At 58.8% G+C, this 15,480-nt stretch carries 13 protein-coding genes; 5 read left to right on the top strand and 8 right to left on the bottom strand.

Features of this window, described 5'->3' with window-relative positions; genetic code table 11:
• Positions 1-28: 28 nt before the first annotated feature.
• From ACI2JX_RS02515 to ACI2JX_RS02495, 5 genes are all read right to left on the bottom strand, one after another.
• Positions 29-250 carry a formate dehydrogenase subunit delta gene (locus ACI2JX_RS02515; RefSeq protein WP_368971347.1) on the bottom strand — a complete coding sequence of 74 codons (222 nt, stop codon included), beginning with the start codon at positions 248-250 and terminating at the stop codon, positions 29-31.
• Complete coding sequence (gene fdhF, locus ACI2JX_RS02510; protein WP_404689296.1) at positions 247-3,132, bottom strand: formate dehydrogenase subunit alpha; 2,886 nt, start codon at positions 3,130-3,132, stop codon at positions 247-249. The genes ACI2JX_RS02515 and fdhF overlap by 4 nt, the downstream gene beginning before the upstream one ends.
• Positions 3,129-4,682: a formate dehydrogenase beta subunit gene (locus ACI2JX_RS02505; protein WP_404689295.1), complete on the bottom strand. Its 1,554-nt coding sequence runs from the start codon at positions 4,680-4,682 to the stop codon at positions 3,129-3,131. Before ACI2JX_RS02505 ends, fdhF begins: the two co-directional genes overlap by 4 nt.
• A complete protein-coding gene (locus tag ACI2JX_RS02500; RefSeq protein ID WP_186555056.1) occupies positions 4,676-5,161 on the bottom strand; it encodes a formate dehydrogenase subunit gamma in 486 nt (161 codons plus the stop codon). Before ACI2JX_RS02500 ends, ACI2JX_RS02505 begins: the two co-directional genes overlap by 7 nt.
• 268 nt (positions 5,162-5,429) lie before the next feature.
• Positions 5,430-6,353, bottom strand: coding sequence for a hypothetical protein (locus ACI2JX_RS02495; protein ID WP_404689294.1), 924 nt, complete (start codon positions 6,351-6,353; stop codon positions 5,430-5,432).
• A gap of 342 nt (positions 6,354-6,695) precedes the next feature.
• Here ACI2JX_RS02495 and ACI2JX_RS02490 point away from each other — a divergent pair, with 342 nt between their 5' ends.
• The 4 genes from ACI2JX_RS02490 to ACI2JX_RS02475 all read left to right on the top strand — a co-directional run bounded on the left by ACI2JX_RS02490 (position 6,696) and on the right by ACI2JX_RS02475 (position 11,782).
• A complete protein-coding gene (locus ACI2JX_RS02490) occupies positions 6,696-8,162 on the top strand; it encodes a sensor histidine kinase (RefSeq protein ID WP_404689293.1) in 1,467 nt (488 codons plus the stop codon).
• 656 nt (positions 8,163-8,818) lie between these two features.
• Positions 8,819-10,216: an AAA family ATPase gene (locus tag ACI2JX_RS02485; RefSeq protein ID WP_404689292.1), complete on the top strand. Its 1,398-nt coding sequence runs from the start codon at positions 8,819-8,821 to the stop codon at positions 10,214-10,216.
• Complete coding sequence (locus ACI2JX_RS02480) at positions 10,216-11,070, top strand: DUF4435 domain-containing protein (protein WP_404689291.1); 855 nt, start codon at positions 10,216-10,218, stop codon at positions 11,068-11,070. The genes ACI2JX_RS02485 and ACI2JX_RS02480 overlap by 1 nt, the downstream gene beginning before the upstream one ends.
• A gap of 346 nt (positions 11,071-11,416) precedes the next feature.
• Entirely contained in the window at positions 11,417-11,782 is a 366-nt protein-coding gene (locus tag ACI2JX_RS02475; RefSeq protein ID WP_404689290.1) for a multiprotein-bridging factor 1 family protein, read from the top strand.
• Positions 11,783-11,787: 5 nt separating this feature from the next.
• Here the strand turns inward: ACI2JX_RS02475 and umuC are convergent, their stop codons facing one another.
• Complete coding sequence (gene umuC / locus ACI2JX_RS02470) at positions 11,788-13,059, bottom strand: translesion error-prone DNA polymerase V subunit UmuC (RefSeq protein WP_404689289.1); 1,272 nt, start codon at positions 13,057-13,059, stop codon at positions 11,788-11,790.
• Positions 13,049-13,477 (bottom strand): LexA family protein, encoded by a 429-nt coding sequence (locus ACI2JX_RS02465; protein ID WP_404689288.1) that lies wholly within the window; start codon positions 13,475-13,477, stop codon positions 13,049-13,051. The genes umuC and ACI2JX_RS02465 overlap by 11 nt, the downstream gene beginning before the upstream one ends.
• 105 nt (positions 13,478-13,582) lie before the next feature.
• Here ACI2JX_RS02465 and ACI2JX_RS02460 point away from each other — a divergent pair, with 105 nt between their 5' ends.
• Positions 13,583-14,287: an SOS response-associated peptidase family protein gene (locus ACI2JX_RS02460; protein ID WP_404689287.1), complete on the top strand. Its 705-nt coding sequence runs from the start codon at positions 13,583-13,585 to the stop codon at positions 14,285-14,287.
• Positions 14,288-14,752: 465 nt separating this feature from the next.
• Here the strand turns inward: ACI2JX_RS02460 and ACI2JX_RS02455 are convergent, their stop codons facing one another.
• A complete protein-coding gene (locus ACI2JX_RS02455) occupies positions 14,753-14,944 on the bottom strand; it encodes a hypothetical protein (protein WP_404689286.1) in 192 nt (63 codons plus the stop codon).
• Positions 14,945-15,480 lie beyond the last annotated feature (536 nt).

The following is a 15,480-nucleotide window of genomic DNA, read 5'->3' as shown; positions in this document are numbered from 1 at the left end:
TCCCGCGACTGGGCCAGTAAAGAGTCCCCTAAGCCACCACCGCGCCCGGGCATAAAGCCTCGCGCACCAACGGATCGATCCCCTCCCCCGGATTGGCCTGCATCCACTCGACCAGTTGCCGGCGCATCGCCGGGGCCCAGAAGCTGTGCAGATGCTGCCTCACCCCTTGCACCGCCAGGGCGCGGTCTGGCTCGCTGTCGAAGTAATGGGCGATCTGGTTGGCCATCTTGATCAGATTGTCGACGCTCATCGGCGCACCTCGGCAGTCTCCGGTTGGTCGCTGTGGCGGCGCTCCTTGAGCAAGCGCCGTTGTTCGTCACTGAACGCCTGATAGCGCTGCTGCCAGGCCGAAGGCTGCGACACGCGCACCACTTCCACCGCCGTGACTTTGTACTCGGGGCAGTTGGTGGCCCAGTCGGAGTTGTCGGTGGTGATCACGTTGGCGCCCGACTCGGGGAAGTGGAAGGTGGTGTACACCACCCCCGGCGCGACCCGGCTAGTGACCTGCGCACGCAACACGGTTTGCCCGGCGCGGCTACCGATGCCGACCCAATCACCCTCGACGATGCCGCGGCTTTCAGCATCGCTTGGGTGGATCTCAAGGCGGTCCTGGGCGTGCCAGGCGACGTTACCGGTGCGCCGGGTCTGGGCGCCGACGTTGTATTGGCTGAGGATGCGCCCGGTGGTCAGCAACAGCGGATAGCGGCTGTTGACCTTCTCGTCGGTGGGCACGTAACCGGTGAGCATGAAGCGCCCCTTGCCACGCACGAACTGGCCGATGTGCATGGTCGGGGTGCCGTCGGGCGCGGCCTCGTTGCACGGCCATTGCAGGCTGCCGTGGCGATCGATCTCGGCGTAGCTGACGCGGTGGAAGGTCGGCGTCAGGCGGGCGATTTCATCCATGATCTGGGACGGGTGGCGGTAGTCCATCGGGTAGCCCAAGGCGTTGGCCAGGGCCACGGTTGCTTCCCAGTCCGCCTTGCCAGCCAGCGGTTCCATAACTTTGCGCACCCGCGAGATACGCCGTTCGGCGTTGGTGAAGGTGCCGTCTTTTTCCAGGAACGAACTGCCCGGCAGGAACACATGGGCGAACTTGGCCGTCTCGTTGAGGAAGATATCCTGCACCACCACGCATTCCATGGCGCGCAAGGCGGCAGTGACGTGCTGGGTGTTGGGGTCGCTCTGGGCGATGTCCTCGCCCTGGCAGTACAGGGCCTTGAAGCTGCCATCCAAGGCCGCTTCGAACATGTTGGGAATACGCAGGCCCGGATCGGGCTGCAAGGTCACACCCCAGGCCTGCTCGAACTCAGCCCTCACGCCCTCGTTGGAAATGTGCCGGTAGCCGGGCAGCTCATGCGGGAACGAGCCCATGTCGCAGGAGCCCTGGACGTTGTTCTGGCCACGCAGCGGGTTGACCCCTACCCCTTCGCGACCAATGTTGCCGGTGGCCATGGCCAGGTTGGCGATGCCCATCACCGCGGTGCTGCCCTGGCTGTGCTCGGTAACACCCAGCCCGTAGTAGATGGCCGCATTGGCGCCGTTGGCGTACAGCCGGGCAGCAGCGCGGATCTGCTCGGCGGGTACGCCGCAGATCGGCCCGAGCGCTTCAGGGGCGTTATCCGCCAGGCTGACGAAGTCGCGCCAGCGGGCAAATTCCGCCGCTTCGCAGCGACTATCGACGAAGCCCTGATCGAGCAGCCCTTCCGTGACGATCACATGGGCCAAGGCGTTGAGCATGGCCACGTTGGTACCTGGGCGCAATTGCAGGTGCAGTTCGGCGCGCGCATGCGGCGAGTCGACCAGATCGATACGCCGTGGGTCGATGACGATCAGCTTGGCGCCTTGGCGCAGGCGCCGCTTGAGTTGCGAGCCGAACACCGGATGGGCATCGGTGGGGTTGGCGCCAATCACCAGGATCACGTCGGCGAGCATCACCGAGTCGAAGCTTTGCGTGCCAGCCGACTCGCCCAAGGTCTGCTTGAGGCCGTAGCCGGTGGGCGAATGACAGACCCGCGCACAGGTATCGACGTTGTTGTTGCCAAAGGCGGTACGCACCAACTTTTGTACCAGGTAGGCCTCTTCATTGGTACAGCGGCTGGAGGTGATCCCGCCAATCGAATCGCGCCCGTACTTGAGCTGGATCCGGCGCAGCTCGCTGGCCGCATAGCTGACGGCCTCGTCCCAGCTGACCTCTTGCCAAGGGTCGTCGATGTGCTTGCGGATCATTGGCGTGGTGATGCGATCGGGGTGGGTCGCATAACCCCAGGCGAAGCGGCCCTTGACGCAGGCATGGCCATGGTTGGCGCCGCCGTTCTTGTCCGGCACCATGCGCACCAGCTGATCGCCCTTCATCTCGGCACGGAACGAGCAGCCCACGCCGCAATAAGCGCACGTGGTGATCACTGCCCGCTCCGGCTGGCCGAGCTGCACCAGGCTCTTCTCGGTCAGGGTCGCGGTCGGACAGGCCTGCACACACGCTCCACAAGACACACACTCGGAATTGAGGAAGTTGTCGCCACCCGCCGCTGCCACTCGCGAGTCGAAACCGCGGCCTGTGATAGTCAGGGCGAACGTGCCCTGAATGTCTTCGCAAGCGCGCACGCAGCGGCTGCAGACGATGCACTTGCTTGGCTCGTAGTCGAAGTAGGGGTTGGAAACATCCTTGGCCTCGGCCAGGTGATTGTCACCGGCATAGCCATAACGCACCTCGCGCAAGCCGACCTGGCCGGCCACGCTCTGCAGCTCGCAGTTGCCGTTGGCCGAGCAGGTCAGGCAGTCCAGCGGGTGGTCGGAGATGTACAGTTCCATGACGTTGCGCCGCAGGTCGGCCAGGCGCGCGGTTTGCGTGCGCACCACCATGCCCTCGGTGACCGGCGTGGTGCACGAGGCGGGGTAGCCGCGCATGCCGTCGATTTCCACCATGCACATGCGGCACGAGCCAAACGCTTCCAGGCTGTCGGTGGCGCACAGTTTGGGGATGCTGGTACCCATTTGCGCCGCAGCGCGCATCACCGAGGTGCCGGCAGGCACGCTGATCGCGCGGCCATCGATATTCAGGCTGACCTGTACCTCGCTGTCACGCGCAGGGGTGCCCAGGTCGATATCACTGGCGGGGTCGAAGAAATTGATCATTGCGCGGCCTCCGGGCTGGCCAGACCGAAGTCGGCAGGGAAATGCTTGAGAGCGCTGACCACAGGATACGAAGTCATCCCGCCCATGGCGCACAGCGAGCCGTACTGCATGGTGTCGCACAGGTCACGCAGCAGGTCGGCCTGCTCTTGGCGATAGGCCGGGTCGCTGCTGGCGATCAAGCGCTCGACCACCTCCACGCCACGGGTCGAGCCGATCCGGCACGGGGTGCATTTGCCGCACGACTCCTCGGCGCAGAACTGCATGGCAAAACGTGCCATGCCAGCCATGTTCAGGGTGTCGTCGGCGACCACGACTCCGCCGTGGCCAATCATCGCGCCGAGGGCGGCGAAGGCCTCGTAGTCCAGCGGTGTGTCGAACTGGCTTGGCGGCACCCAGGCGCCCAGTGGGCCACCGACCTGCGCAGCCTTCAGTGGCCGGCCACTGGCCGTGCCGCCGCCGTAGCCCTCGACCAGTTCGCGCAGGGTCAGGCCGAACGCGCGCTCGACCAGCCCACCCTGGCGGACGTTCCCCGCCAGCTGAAACGGCAAGGTACCCAGCGAACGACCCATGCCAAAGTCGCGGTAGAACGGCGCGCCCTTGGCCAGAATGATCGGCACCGAGGCCAGGGTGAGCACGTTATGCACCAGGGTCGGCTGGCCGAACAGGCCTTCGAGCGCCGGCAGTGGCGGCTTGGCGCGGACGATCCCGCGCTTGCCTTCGAGCGATTCGAGCAGCGCGGTTTCCTCGCCGCAAATGTAGGCGCCAGCCCCCACCCGCACCTCCAGGTCGAAGGCCACACCGCTGCCAGTGGCGTCCAGATAACCCGCTTCACGGGCGAGCAGCACTGCCTCGCTCAGCGCCCGAACCGAGTCAGGGTATTCCGAGCGCACATAGATGTAGCCCTTGCTCGCCCCCACCGCCAGGCCAGCGATGATCATGCCTTCGATCAACAGGAACGGGTCGCCCTCCATCAGCATGCGGTCGGCGAAAGTGCCGGAGTCACCCTCGTCAGCGTTGCACACCACATACTTCTGCCCTGCCGGGGCATCGCGTACGGTGCGCCACTTGATCCCCGCCGGGAACGCCGCGCCGCCGCGCCCGCGCAAGCCGGAGTCGAGCACCGCAGCGACCACATCCGCGCCATCCATCAGCGCCGCCTTGGCCAGCCCGTCAAAGCCGCCATGGCTGCGGTAGTCATCCAACGACAGAGGCCGAGTAATGCCGGCACGCGCGAACAGCAGGCGCTGTTGCGTCTTCAAATACGGAATCTGCTCGGCCAAACCCAGTGCCAGCGGATGGCTGGCGGGATCTGCAACCAGGGCATCGAGCAGCGAGGCCGCATCCTCGACCATCACCGGGCCGAAGCCCAAGCGGCCAGCGGCGCTGTCCAGTTCGACCAGCGGCTCCAGCCAGTACAGGCCACGCGAGCTGGTGCGCAGGATCTGCAGCGCAATTTGCCGACGCTCGGCCTCAGCGGCAAGGGCAGCGGCCAAATGATCGGCGCCGACCGCACGGGCGACCGAGTCACAGGGAATGAACAGCTTCAGCATGGCTTGGCCTCCTGCAGGCAGCCGTCGACCAGCGTACGCAGGCGCTCAGGGGTAAGCCGGGCATGCACCTGGCCATCGAGCTCCAGCGCTGGCGAGCAAGCGCAAGCGCCCAGGCAATAGACCGGGCGCAGGCTGACGGCGCCATCGGCGCTAGTGCCGTGATCATCAAGCCCCAGTTGTTCACGCAGTTGCGCGGCCAGCGCCTCGGCGCCACGGCTTTGACAGGATTCGGCCCGGCACAGGCGCAAGGTGTGGCGCGCAGGCGGCGAAGTGCGGAAGTCGTGGTAGAAGCTGATCACCCCGCGCACTTCGGCCTGGCTCAGGTTGAGGGCATGGGCGATCTCAGGTACGGCGGCGTCGGGGATGTAGCCGCTGCCAGCCTGGATAGCATGGAGAATCGGCAACAGCGCACCAGGGGTGTCGCGGTGATGATCCAGCACACGCTGGATCACGGGCAGTTCAAGGGTCGGATCAGGCATACAGCGGACCTCGGCATCACGGACCAGGCTGCACGTGGGCAGGCCTGGCTCCGGCGTGTTCTGCTGCGGTGCACCGGCCACGTCACGGGCGCGTGGTCTGCGGGCACCTCCTTGCCCGTGGCCGTGCATCTACGTGCACTGGTCCGAGGGCATCCTCACAGCATGGCACTCCTGTCGCCTGGGGGTTGCGTGCGAACGACCAGGCGTATCCTGAAACCGACCTAGCCACTCGCCAAGGTCGATTTGCAAAGCCAGCCGCTGGGCACCTTCAAATGGCCAAGTGCACCAGACGCTGCAAGTCGCCGATCACCGCAGGATCACGGGCTTCGAGTACATCGGCCTGAATACGCGCGATCACGGCCTTGAGCAGCTCCGTCTGGCTCATCTGGGTGGCCTGCAGCAACGCCAGGTAATCCTGGGCCACATGGGCGTTGACCTTCATCGACAGCCGCCGCGTGGCCGCTGGTGTTGCGAGTGCACGCATGTGCAGTTGCTGCTCCAGCGCAGCACTGAACGTCGCATGCGCCGCCGGCAGCCCCGCCGCGCCTTGGGCGTGAGCCAAAGCATGAAAATAGTAGCCAAGGAACAGCTTGCGCAGGCTGGCCCCCGCATCGTTGCTCACGGCATGCATAGCGGCGTCCAGTACATCCAGATAGACCGCCGGCAGGCGCGCCTCGATCGACTTGAGCTGCTGCTTGCGCGCCTCGCGAATCGCCGGCGTGGACTGCGGCGGGATCGCGACCACGCTATCGCAGCCCAGGCATACCCCCACCAGCACGTCCTTGGCCTGGCCTTGGCTATCGCTGAACAGCACGTCGCGACGCACATAGCGCATCTGCACCAGTGCCTGGCACTGCTCACAGAGCGCCTTGCCGGTGTCGCCTTCGAAGAAGATCTTCATGATCTGGTACTCACTGATGAACCAGGTATCTGGCTCGATGAAATAGAACTTGATGTACCACCCCAGGCGCTTGAGCACATGCACATCGATGGCCGGCACGGCGTGGTGAGGGCTGCAGTGGTGATGGACGCCGCTGCAGGAGCGAACAACGCGAATGAGCACCTCGGCCGTAACCTCGCCCATCGCTAGCAGGTTTTTCACCTCGATATCGCCACGCGCAACATGCAGGTAGTTACCGGACTCCAGCGCAGCGATCACATCGTGCCGGGCCTTCCTGAACCCATCTTTCATAGCCATCCCTGCCAATACGAAAATCATCGTACAAAATAGAAAGCGAATCCACCTTCCAGCGGATTCGAGCGACCAACGGCAGCCTGCCTGTGCATACACGCAACCTGCGCCACACCTGATTAACTATGGCAACGCTCAAATCGGCGCAGCGCCGGACAATGTGTCGGGCGTTGTCCTGGTTTTTCACGATGTTGCTGCGAGGTGGTTAAACCGGCTGGTCTACCCCGCAAGCAATCCCCTCACTGCGCCGGTATGCACCTAGACTAGGTACTAAATGCCATCAGTCCCGCGCGCCCCTGCCGTCGGGCCTGCACCACCCAACTCTCGACCTGGGGTCTCCCGATGCCATCCTTGTCAGCCTGGCTCGCGCCCATCCGCCGACGGTTCTCCCAGCCGGGACCGGTCGAGCCATTCAACCTCATGCGGCGCTTCTCGCTGATCAGCTTCGTCATCATCAGCGCCGTGGCGATCGGCCTGGCTTCGCTGTCGACGCGGTTTCTGGTCAATGAAAGCCTGGAGCGCGATGCCTTGCTGTCGGCGCAATTCATCCAGTCGATGGCCTTCGGCGAGATCCGCCACCACGACCTGGATGGCATGAAGATGGGCGACGTGCTGGCCTCGACCCAGTACGGCATGCTCACCGGCGAAACCGGCAAGAACCGCGAACGCGCCCGCTCGGAGTTCCTCGACCACCTGGCGCACCTGCCCGACGTGCTGCTGGCCAGCATCTTCTCCCCCGAGCGCAAGGTGATCTGGTCGACCAACCCGGCGCTGATCGGCCGCCAGGTGCATGAAGATTCAGCCCTGGAACAAGCCTTCGCCTCGCATGGCCAGGTCAGCGCGCGCTACAACGAGGTCGAGCCCGGCCGCACCGAGCAGCAATTCGTACGTGCGCCGAAGATGTTCTTCGTCGAGAACTACATCCCCCTGGTCGACGACCAAGGCAAGGTGCTGGCCATGGTCGAGATCTACAAAGAGCCGGTCGACCTGATCGAGCGGATCGACCGCGGCCACAAACTGATCTGGGCCGCCACTGCGCTCGGCGGGCTGACTATCTATTTCGGCCTGTTCTGGATCGTCTGGCGCGCCTCGCGCTTGCTCGCCTCGCAGCAGGATCAACTGGTGGCGAACAAGACCTACGGCGGCCTGGTAGAGATGTCTACCGCCGTCGCCCACAGCCTGCGCAACCCCCTGGCAAGCATTCGCAGCAGCGCCGAGCTGGCCCAGGTGGTGCCCGGCCAACCCGCGACCGGCAACATCACCGACATCATCAGCCAGGTCGACCGCATGTCGGGGTGGTTGCATGATCTGCTGCTGTGTTTACGCCCCCTGCGCGGCGAACCCGAGCCGGTGGACCTGGTAAGCGCCGTGCGCACGGCCCTGGGCACGTTCGAATCGCAGCTGCGCCAAGCGCGAATCGAAGCCGTCTTCAATCCAGACAGCGCGCCGCCAGTATTGAGCAACGCGCTGCTGCTTGGGCAATTGCTCAACAGCGTGCTGGCCAATGCCATCGAAGCCATGCCAGAGGGCGGCAAGCTGGTGTTGACCCTTGATCGGCTGGATGAAGGCCAGTTGCTGCTGTGCATCGACGACTCCGGGCAAGGGCTGAGCCGCCAGCAAGAGATGATGGCGTTCAAGCCGTTCTACAGCACCAAGCAAGGCCGCCTGGGCATTGGCTTGGTGATGGTCCGGCAGATCATGGAGCGGTTTGGTGGCGAGGCCAGCTTGCACAACCTCACGACCCAGGGCACACGGATTTGTTTGCGATTCAGGACCGATCTGGACGGGGTTCAGGCCAAGGCTGGCTAGTGCCCATGCGCCCAGGCTGTGATTGGCGATTGCCACAATCCTGTAGGCAATCAACCTGCACCTGGGGCGTGGACATCGTGTTCTGCGGGTCAACGCCGTCACTCTGGTACAATCTGAGGCCTCAATTTCCAAGGCTGATTTGGACCGCGCCCTCAAGCGCTCCGAAGCAGCACATTACGCGTACCTAAAAATGCCTCTCGAAGCCTCCACAACGCCGCTGACCATGCGCCCCGAGCCCTCCCGCCGCTTCAGCGTTGCACCGATGATGGATTGGGCCTGTTTTCTCTAGAGACCTTTGTTTACGCCGCCCTGGACGCCCATCAAGCGTTCATGTACCAATTTTGTACCATCGATCATCAGCTCTCGCTGTAGGATTTAAAGCCGAACGCTCATTGGAAGGCTGCACGTCCGGGTATCTAGCGTCATTTAGGTAGAAACGCGCTGCAACCGAGTGACGCTCCCACGCTTGTGCATGACTCGTAACGGGAGATCGGTTGATGAAGCTCTACATCACTGTCCGCGCGAGGGATTGTGCCAGTCAGCCTGGAGCGAGCGTTCGCTGCTGAGTTTCGTTACAGGCCACACAAAAGATGGCAACCCGCGCCAAAATATGATGGTATGCAGGCATGTAGCCAGCATGCACTCTAGGGAAGACCATGGACTATTACATAAGGCGCGTAACCATTCAGGACCTCTTCGAGAGCAAGAATGATTATAAGATTGATCTCACCGAGGGATGCAACTGCATTTACGGCGGCAACGGAACAGGTAAAACTACAATTATTAGTTTGATCGTTTCATGCTTGAACGCAGAAATTGATCGAATAGCCAAGACCCCATTCAGCACGATCACAATACATCTTGCAAAAAGCAAACAAAGCAGGCCAGCCAGCTTTCTTAAAGTCACCAGAAATCAAGATATCTCAGGCACAACGATAGTCTACGATATCTTCAATGAAGAACCAAAAATATTCACAATCTCCCCACGAGCCCGCGCCAGCGAAATAAGCAACGAACTGACCGAGAGTCTTAAGCAGAGAATATTTGAATTTGTTAACTTGACTCATGTTCCGCTGCTACGAATGCACGACTCCGAACTATTTGGCATGCGTGATGAACGCGATGAATTCTTGCACTCAATGCTCAGGACTAGAAATTTGAGTGCAAGCCAGATAAATGAAATTCTGGACCCAAGCGTAAGAGTACTAACCTCATTGCAGAGACAATTTATTGCCGAAGCCAATGAAGCCCGGAAAATAATTACGGGCAAATTAGAAACACTTAAGTCCAAAATCCTCGAAAAAGTCATGATCGATGACGTATTAGCTCAAAAAGCCTCAAAAACCATCGGCCAAGTTTCTAAAGCACTACACACCAAGGTTGAAGATGTAGATGTCTCTGCTCACATCAAAAAATTCAGAGACGCACAAATCAATATTCCGGAAGAAAAAATTCGGGAGCACTTCGTAACATGGAAAAAACTAAACGATAACGTTCGAGACTCCTACGCGGCCATGGATACCCTTCGACCGCAGGGAAAGCAATCTGAAAGCGACACCAAAAAATTCCAACAATCGCTTGATAGATTTAACACTGCATACTTCGCACTTCTCGCTATGACCACCTTCAACGATCGGTTTCTTTCGATAACCGAAGACGTTGAAAAAATGCAATTTGAAAAACTTGAAGCCACCAAATCATTCCGCGACTACGAGAAAGAAGTTAATTCTTATTTTCACCCTCGCAAATTATTCAACATCAATGAAGATGGGGCTTTTTCAGTAAAATCAAACAAAAGAACTGTTGAGCTTAGCGACTTATCTTCCGGTGAAAAACATATCCTTACCATTCTCGGAAAGGCAGCTCTTAGCCGGCAAGAAGGGGCAGTTTTTATCGCTGACGAACCAGAGCTTTCTTTACACCTAGACTGGCAGCGAATGATTATGCCTTCAATTATAAGGCTCTCCCCTAAATCGCAAATAATTGTAGCCACGCACTCACCTGCAATTAACGCCAGAGGTGCTAACGAGATAGATCTCGAGGAGTGCCGTTGATGGGCGCCATTCCTAAGTACAACGGAGTTGAAAACCTCCGGCGAATCAAAATGCAAAAATCCACAACCTTTGTTGTTGTAGAAGGTGTTGACGACGTCCCCATCTATGAATCATGTCTGAGCCACATGGTTCAAGATTGCCACAAATATGACATCGTATTCACTGATGGGAAAACAGCGATAAGGGACTTCTTGCGATCGAATCGAGCACACAATGCAGTCTTTATTATTGATCGAGATTTCCAAGACATTGAAATCGAAGACCCTCGCCTTATAACACTCGACCGATACTCCATCGAAAATTACTTCATATGCTCTCAAGTTATCAGCCACTCACTTAAATTCGCGCTCAACTGCAAATTCAAAGATGCACATGAAGCTTTCGATCTAAACGAATTCAGCGAGTTTATTTCAGGCGCGACAGAGAACCTTATCAAAGCGATCTACTACTATCAAAAGGTTTTATCGAAAACCATTGAAGGTGACCGACCCGCCTGGAGCGACACTTTTCTTTGCGAAAACAGTAACTGGCGCTTGTGCAATACCAAGATCAATGACCTCATTAACACACTACTACCCACAAGTGAGGCACGCGAGGCAGCGGATAAATATTACCAAGAACATTTTGATCTACCGGGCACAGCCGTTGAAAACTTTCCTGGAAAAATGCTAAAGGTTTCACTGCAACGATATATCAGGCAGCAGGTTATAAGGTTGCGCCCCTCCGCAAAGGGGAAGTATTCTGATGTCGAAACAACCAGAGAGCTTTTATCAGCAGTAATTCACAAATCAGACGACATGGTACGCATACTCTCACCAGTTGTTGAATTCATTCGTGGGCGCGAGAGTCATTGAGCTGACTATTGAGCCGGAGTCGAGACGAGCTTCCTACGGACGTCGCTTTGGCATAAAAAACAATCTCGGCATCCTTTCACAAGCGCAGAAGGATTTCTACACACACCGATTGTGCCGGGGTATTAACGCCATGAAGCGCCCAAGCCCCATATACAAAGGGCTTGGGCGCTTTTTCGTGGCTACTGGCGAGACGAAGAAAGGGCATTAGGGGGCATAGAATGGCGCTCGGTTTGCCCCATTTTTGCCCCAACCCCTCGCAGCCGCGCCGGGCGGCGCCCCGACGCTTTGCCTGAATTGTGACTCAACGATTATACTGTACAGACATACAGATAAATTGAGTTCTCAGATGTCTGCAGACGCAATCGACACGCAACCCATTCGATTAGTCTTGGATGACGAACAGCTCGAGGCCATGGAATGGCTAATGGAGCAATTGCCGCTTGGCTTCCTACCCTACCACTGCGCTCCAGCGCGCTCCCTGCTTGGCTGGAGCGTCGAGGCCCTGGCGTTTCGTTCGGGGGTGTCTCCATGCGCGATACGGAGCATCGAGAACGGGGCCGAGCTGCGTCGCGTCACGATGCAGGCCCTTGCTCATGCACTGGAGGCAAAGGGCCTAGTGTTCTTCCCTGGCCACCCTCCCCTGCGCGCAGGTAACTGCCGAGGTGCAACGCCACACCCCAGTACCAGGGATGACTTCCATTTAATCGAGTGACCAGGTCAACGAACCTTCCACAACTGATCGATCCGGGTTGTGTAGGAGCGACTCATCATTTCCCGGCGCATCCCCCAGTCGGGGGTGCGGGGGACGGTCGCCGTGTGCAACGTGCCTCTTCCATACTTGCCGTTGATCTCGTCCAGCACCGACATCAGCCGGTCACAGGCCACCGGCTGGGTGACCGCAAACAGATCATCAGTAAATTCGCCGGGCTGCCGCAGATCCAGCAGCAGCACCTCTGCCTTGCTGTACCGGAAACCAGGACGGTAGATCCGCTCAACCGACTCGGTAGCCGCCCGCGTGAGCAGCAACGTGTCATTGGTGGGATACGGCAGCTCCACCAGCACCCCCTGGGCGTAGCGTGCCTCATCCGGGTTGAACATGCCGGTGCGGATGCTCACCCGGATGCGCTTGCAAACCGAACCTTGTGCACGCAGCTTTTCCGCCGCACGCCCGGCGTAGGATGCCACCGCCTGCTTGATGGGTGCGATCTCGGTCAGGCGCTTGCCGAACATCCGGCTGCAGCAGATCTCCTGCTTCGGCGGGTCAGCCTCCTCGAGCTCGAGGCAAGGGGTGCCGGCGAGCTCCCTGGCCGTCTTTTCGACCACAACGCTGAACTTCTGGCGAAGCGTCCACGGGTCAGCTTGGGCAAGGTCCATCGCGGTGCGAATCCCCATGACCTCAAGGTGCGCGGTCATCCGCCTACCAATCCCCCAGACTTCCTTGACCTCGGTATTACGCAGCACCCAGTCGCGCTTGAAGGGGTCACAGATATCGACCACTCCACCGGTCTGCGCCTGCAGACGTTTCGCGGTGTGGTTGGCCAGCTTTGCCAAGGTCTTGGTACGGGCGATCCCAACGCCTACCGGAATGCCGGTGCATCTGAGGATTTTGGCGCGCAGTTCACGGCCGAACTGGGTCAGATTGCCTGGAATGCCGGTGAGGTCAGCGAAGGACTCATCGATCGAATACACCTCAGCGGCCGGCACCATCTCCTCGATCAAAGACATGACGCGCTCGCTCATGTCGCCATACAGCGCGTAGTTCGAGGAGAACGCCACGATGCCATGCCGACGCAGCTTGTCCTTGGCCTCGAAGTAAGGCTCACCCATTTTTACGAACGGCTTGGCGTCGTAGGATCTGGCGATGACACAGCCGTCGTTGTTACTCAGGACGACTATCGGCGTCTTAGCCAGATCAGGGCGAAATACGCGCTCGCAGCTCGCATAGAACGAGTTGCAGTCGATGAGGGCGAACACCTGGTCATTGGGCATGGTCGCGCACGCTGTAGCGAACTACGCCCCAGATCACCAGGTCGTCACCTTCCATGACATGGCGAGGCGGATAGGCGGGATTCTCCGACTGCAGGATCAGCACGCCGTTACGGCGATACAATCGCTTGCACACCGGCTCAGCATTGATGGCTGCGATCACGATGTCGCCATGCTCAGCCTCACTGCTACGGTCTACGATCAGTAGATCACCCGAATAGATCCCCGCGCCCTGCATGCTGTCCCCTTCGACCTGAACCAGGTAGATATGGGGCGCACGGAGATCGAACAGCTCATCGAGGGAAATATGTCGCTCAAGGTGGTCTGCAGCCGGCGAGGGAAACCCGGCCGGCACGCGGAAGGAATACACGGGCAGCAACGCCGGGCCGCCCGTCGGTGTGCCTAGAAAGGTGATTGTCATGAGGAAAAGGTCCGAATCAAACTGTATATGCATACAGTTAACTGTCAGACCGTTCCTACGTCAATGGTCGGATGCTCAGCAACCGACGAGCGCTTGAGGTGAGTTATGTGTGGGCGGTACTCGATCTACGAAAGCATGGACCACTATCTCCAGAAATTGTCGCTGGACCTGGTGGTGATCAATGGCTACGACCATGAGCGAATCAACCGCTACAACGTCGCGCCCTCCACCCGAGTCGAGCTGATTCGACCAGTCGACGGAGGGTTGAGCGTAGATCGAGTGAAATGGGGATGGGCGCCCTTTTGGGCGAAGGGGAAGCGTCCCGACCCGATCAATGCCCGGGCCGAGACGGTAATGACGGGGAAGTTCTTCAAAACGCTGTGGCCGGGAGGCCGGGCTTTGGCTCCTGCGAATGGCTGGTTTGAGTGGATTCCCGATCCAGCTGACCAGAAACGCAAGCAGCCCTACTACATCACTGCCGCAAATGACGAGCCCTTGTATTTCGCGGCGCTGGCCGAAGTCCACCCCGGCCTAGAACCAGATGACCGGGATGGCTTCGTCATCATCACCGCAGCAGCTGATCAGGGACTCGTTGATATCCATGACCGCAAGCCGCTTGTTCTCACGCCTGAGCTAGCCCGTGAGTGGATTGCCAAAGAGACCACGCCCGAACGAGCCGCTGAGATCGTGCAAACAGGCTGCCGGTCCGCAGCCGATTTCAAGTGGTACCCGGTGAGCAAGCAGGTCGGCAATGTGCGCAACCAGGGCGAAGAGTTGATCGAGGAGATCCCGGCGCCGCCGCTAGAATAGCTGCTGTCCTCCAGGTTGCCAGCTAATGATTACCAGCGTTCTGTCACCTCTAGATTTACCCAGGCGCTGGTTGCTGTTGATTTAGCTGAAGTGTAGAAGGAAGCTTGATTGATCTTTGACTCTCTTCCTCATCCTGCCCTTGGAGCGCGCATCGTGTACTGTCTATTAATGGAGAGTTTTGTGGAGACCTTCGCGTAGCCCTTCATAGTCAGGTAATGCCTCGACCACTGACTGGGCAACTAAATGTAAACGCTGGACCTCTTCATCCGGGCTGCCGACCGCCTCGGCATGGAGAATGTTATGCATAGCTTGCACCGCCTGCTCCATCAACTGAACTGTTAGCATCGCGTCCTGTAGTGCCCTTTTCATTATGAAATCTTTCCTATTTTGGAATTTCCGACAGTTTCCCTGGAGGCGTGTCGTAGGCCTTATCATCGGGTGCGCGCAAAAGCAGCCAGAATTTCACTAACTATGACTTGATAAATTTTGAGCAAAACGCATCCAGTCTTCGAATACCTCCCGATGGGATTCACACATTTCGTTCCAAGCAAGTTGTTCGAAATTCCCATAGGCTACTTGACTCATAGTTAAAGATATAAGTGAATCAAGTTTTCTCAGAAGCTGATACGCACGATAACGGTCATCTTCACTAGTCATGACATAATCCTTGAAAAGCGGAGTCAGACGTTATCACGACACGTCTACCTTTTATTAAGGCTTTCCGCTTCGGCGATAATTCCATCCGTAGTGAAATTTCCGCCGGGCGGCTCTCGCGTAACACCGAGCAGCCGCTTATATTAGTAACCAGCCGCTTCCTGAGCACGCTCGGCCTCATAGCGATGCTCATAAGGTTTGTCTACGCTTTTCGCCGCTTCCTGCCGAAGGCTTGATGATTAAGGTAAAGCTCCCCGTAAGCCTCTCCCGCAGTGGTTTCGGCATGTGGAATGCGAAATGTATAAGCCATGATCCGTCTTTCAACAGATATGTCTCACGCCTATATTGCTGGACCTCTTCCTCGCTAAGCCCCGCTGCTATGGCCATCTCCTGGTTAGTAGGCGGCTGTCCCACATTGTAATCCTCGCGCACGTTAGCTGAACGCCCCCCCTCTAAGCGGATTGGTCTCAGAAAACCGCTACATGGGATGTGATGGTTTTTACCCTAGCCAAGCCATTGGCTAATGGCAAAACATGCAC

Origin of the sequence: Pseudomonas sp. NPDC088890 (assembly GCF_044900155.1) — a bacterium.
GTDB lineage: Bacteria > Pseudomonadota > Gammaproteobacteria > Pseudomonadales > Pseudomonadaceae > Aquipseudomonas > Aquipseudomonas urmiensis.
Note: the sequence above shows the minus strand (reverse complement) of the source record. Positions and strands in the feature narration are given on the sequence as shown.

Coding starts and splice junctions, on each gene's coding strand:
- ACI2JX_RS02515 (WP_368971347.1), bottom strand. CDS start 250: ATGAGCGTCGACAATCTGATCAAGATGGCCAACCAGATCGCCCATTAC.
- fdhF (WP_404689296.1), bottom strand. CDS start 3,132: ATGATCAATTTCTTCGACCCCGCCAGTGATATCGACCTGGGCACCCCT.
- ACI2JX_RS02505 (WP_404689295.1), bottom strand. CDS start 4,682: ATGCTGAAGCTGTTCATTCCCTGTGACTCGGTCGCCCGTGCGGTCGGC.
- ACI2JX_RS02500 (WP_186555056.1), bottom strand. CDS start 5,161: ATGCCTGATCCGACCCTTGAACTGCCCGTGATCCAGCGTGTGCTGGAT.
- ACI2JX_RS02495 (WP_404689294.1), bottom strand. CDS start 6,353: ATGAAAGATGGGTTCAGGAAGGCCCGGCACGATGTGATCGCTGCGCTG.
- ACI2JX_RS02490 (WP_404689293.1), top strand. CDS start 6,696: ATGCCATCCTTGTCAGCCTGGCTCGCGCCCATCCGCCGACGGTTCTCC.
- ACI2JX_RS02485 (WP_404689292.1), top strand. CDS start 8,819: ATGGACTATTACATAAGGCGCGTAACCATTCAGGACCTCTTCGAGAGC.
- ACI2JX_RS02480 (WP_404689291.1), top strand. CDS start 10,216: ATGGGCGCCATTCCTAAGTACAACGGAGTTGAAAACCTCCGGCGAATC.
- ACI2JX_RS02475 (WP_404689290.1), top strand. CDS start 11,417: ATGTCTGCAGACGCAATCGACACGCAACCCATTCGATTAGTCTTGGAT.
- umuC (WP_404689289.1), bottom strand. CDS start 13,059: ATGCCCAATGACCAGGTGTTCGCCCTCATCGACTGCAACTCGTTCTAT.
- ACI2JX_RS02465 (WP_404689288.1), bottom strand. CDS start 13,477: ATGACAATCACCTTTCTAGGCACACCGACGGGCGGCCCGGCGTTGCTG.
- ACI2JX_RS02460 (WP_404689287.1), top strand. CDS start 13,583: ATGTGTGGGCGGTACTCGATCTACGAAAGCATGGACCACTATCTCCAG.
- ACI2JX_RS02455 (WP_404689286.1), bottom strand. CDS start 14,944: ATGACTAGTGAAGATGACCGTTATCGTGCGTATCAGCTTCTGAGAAAA.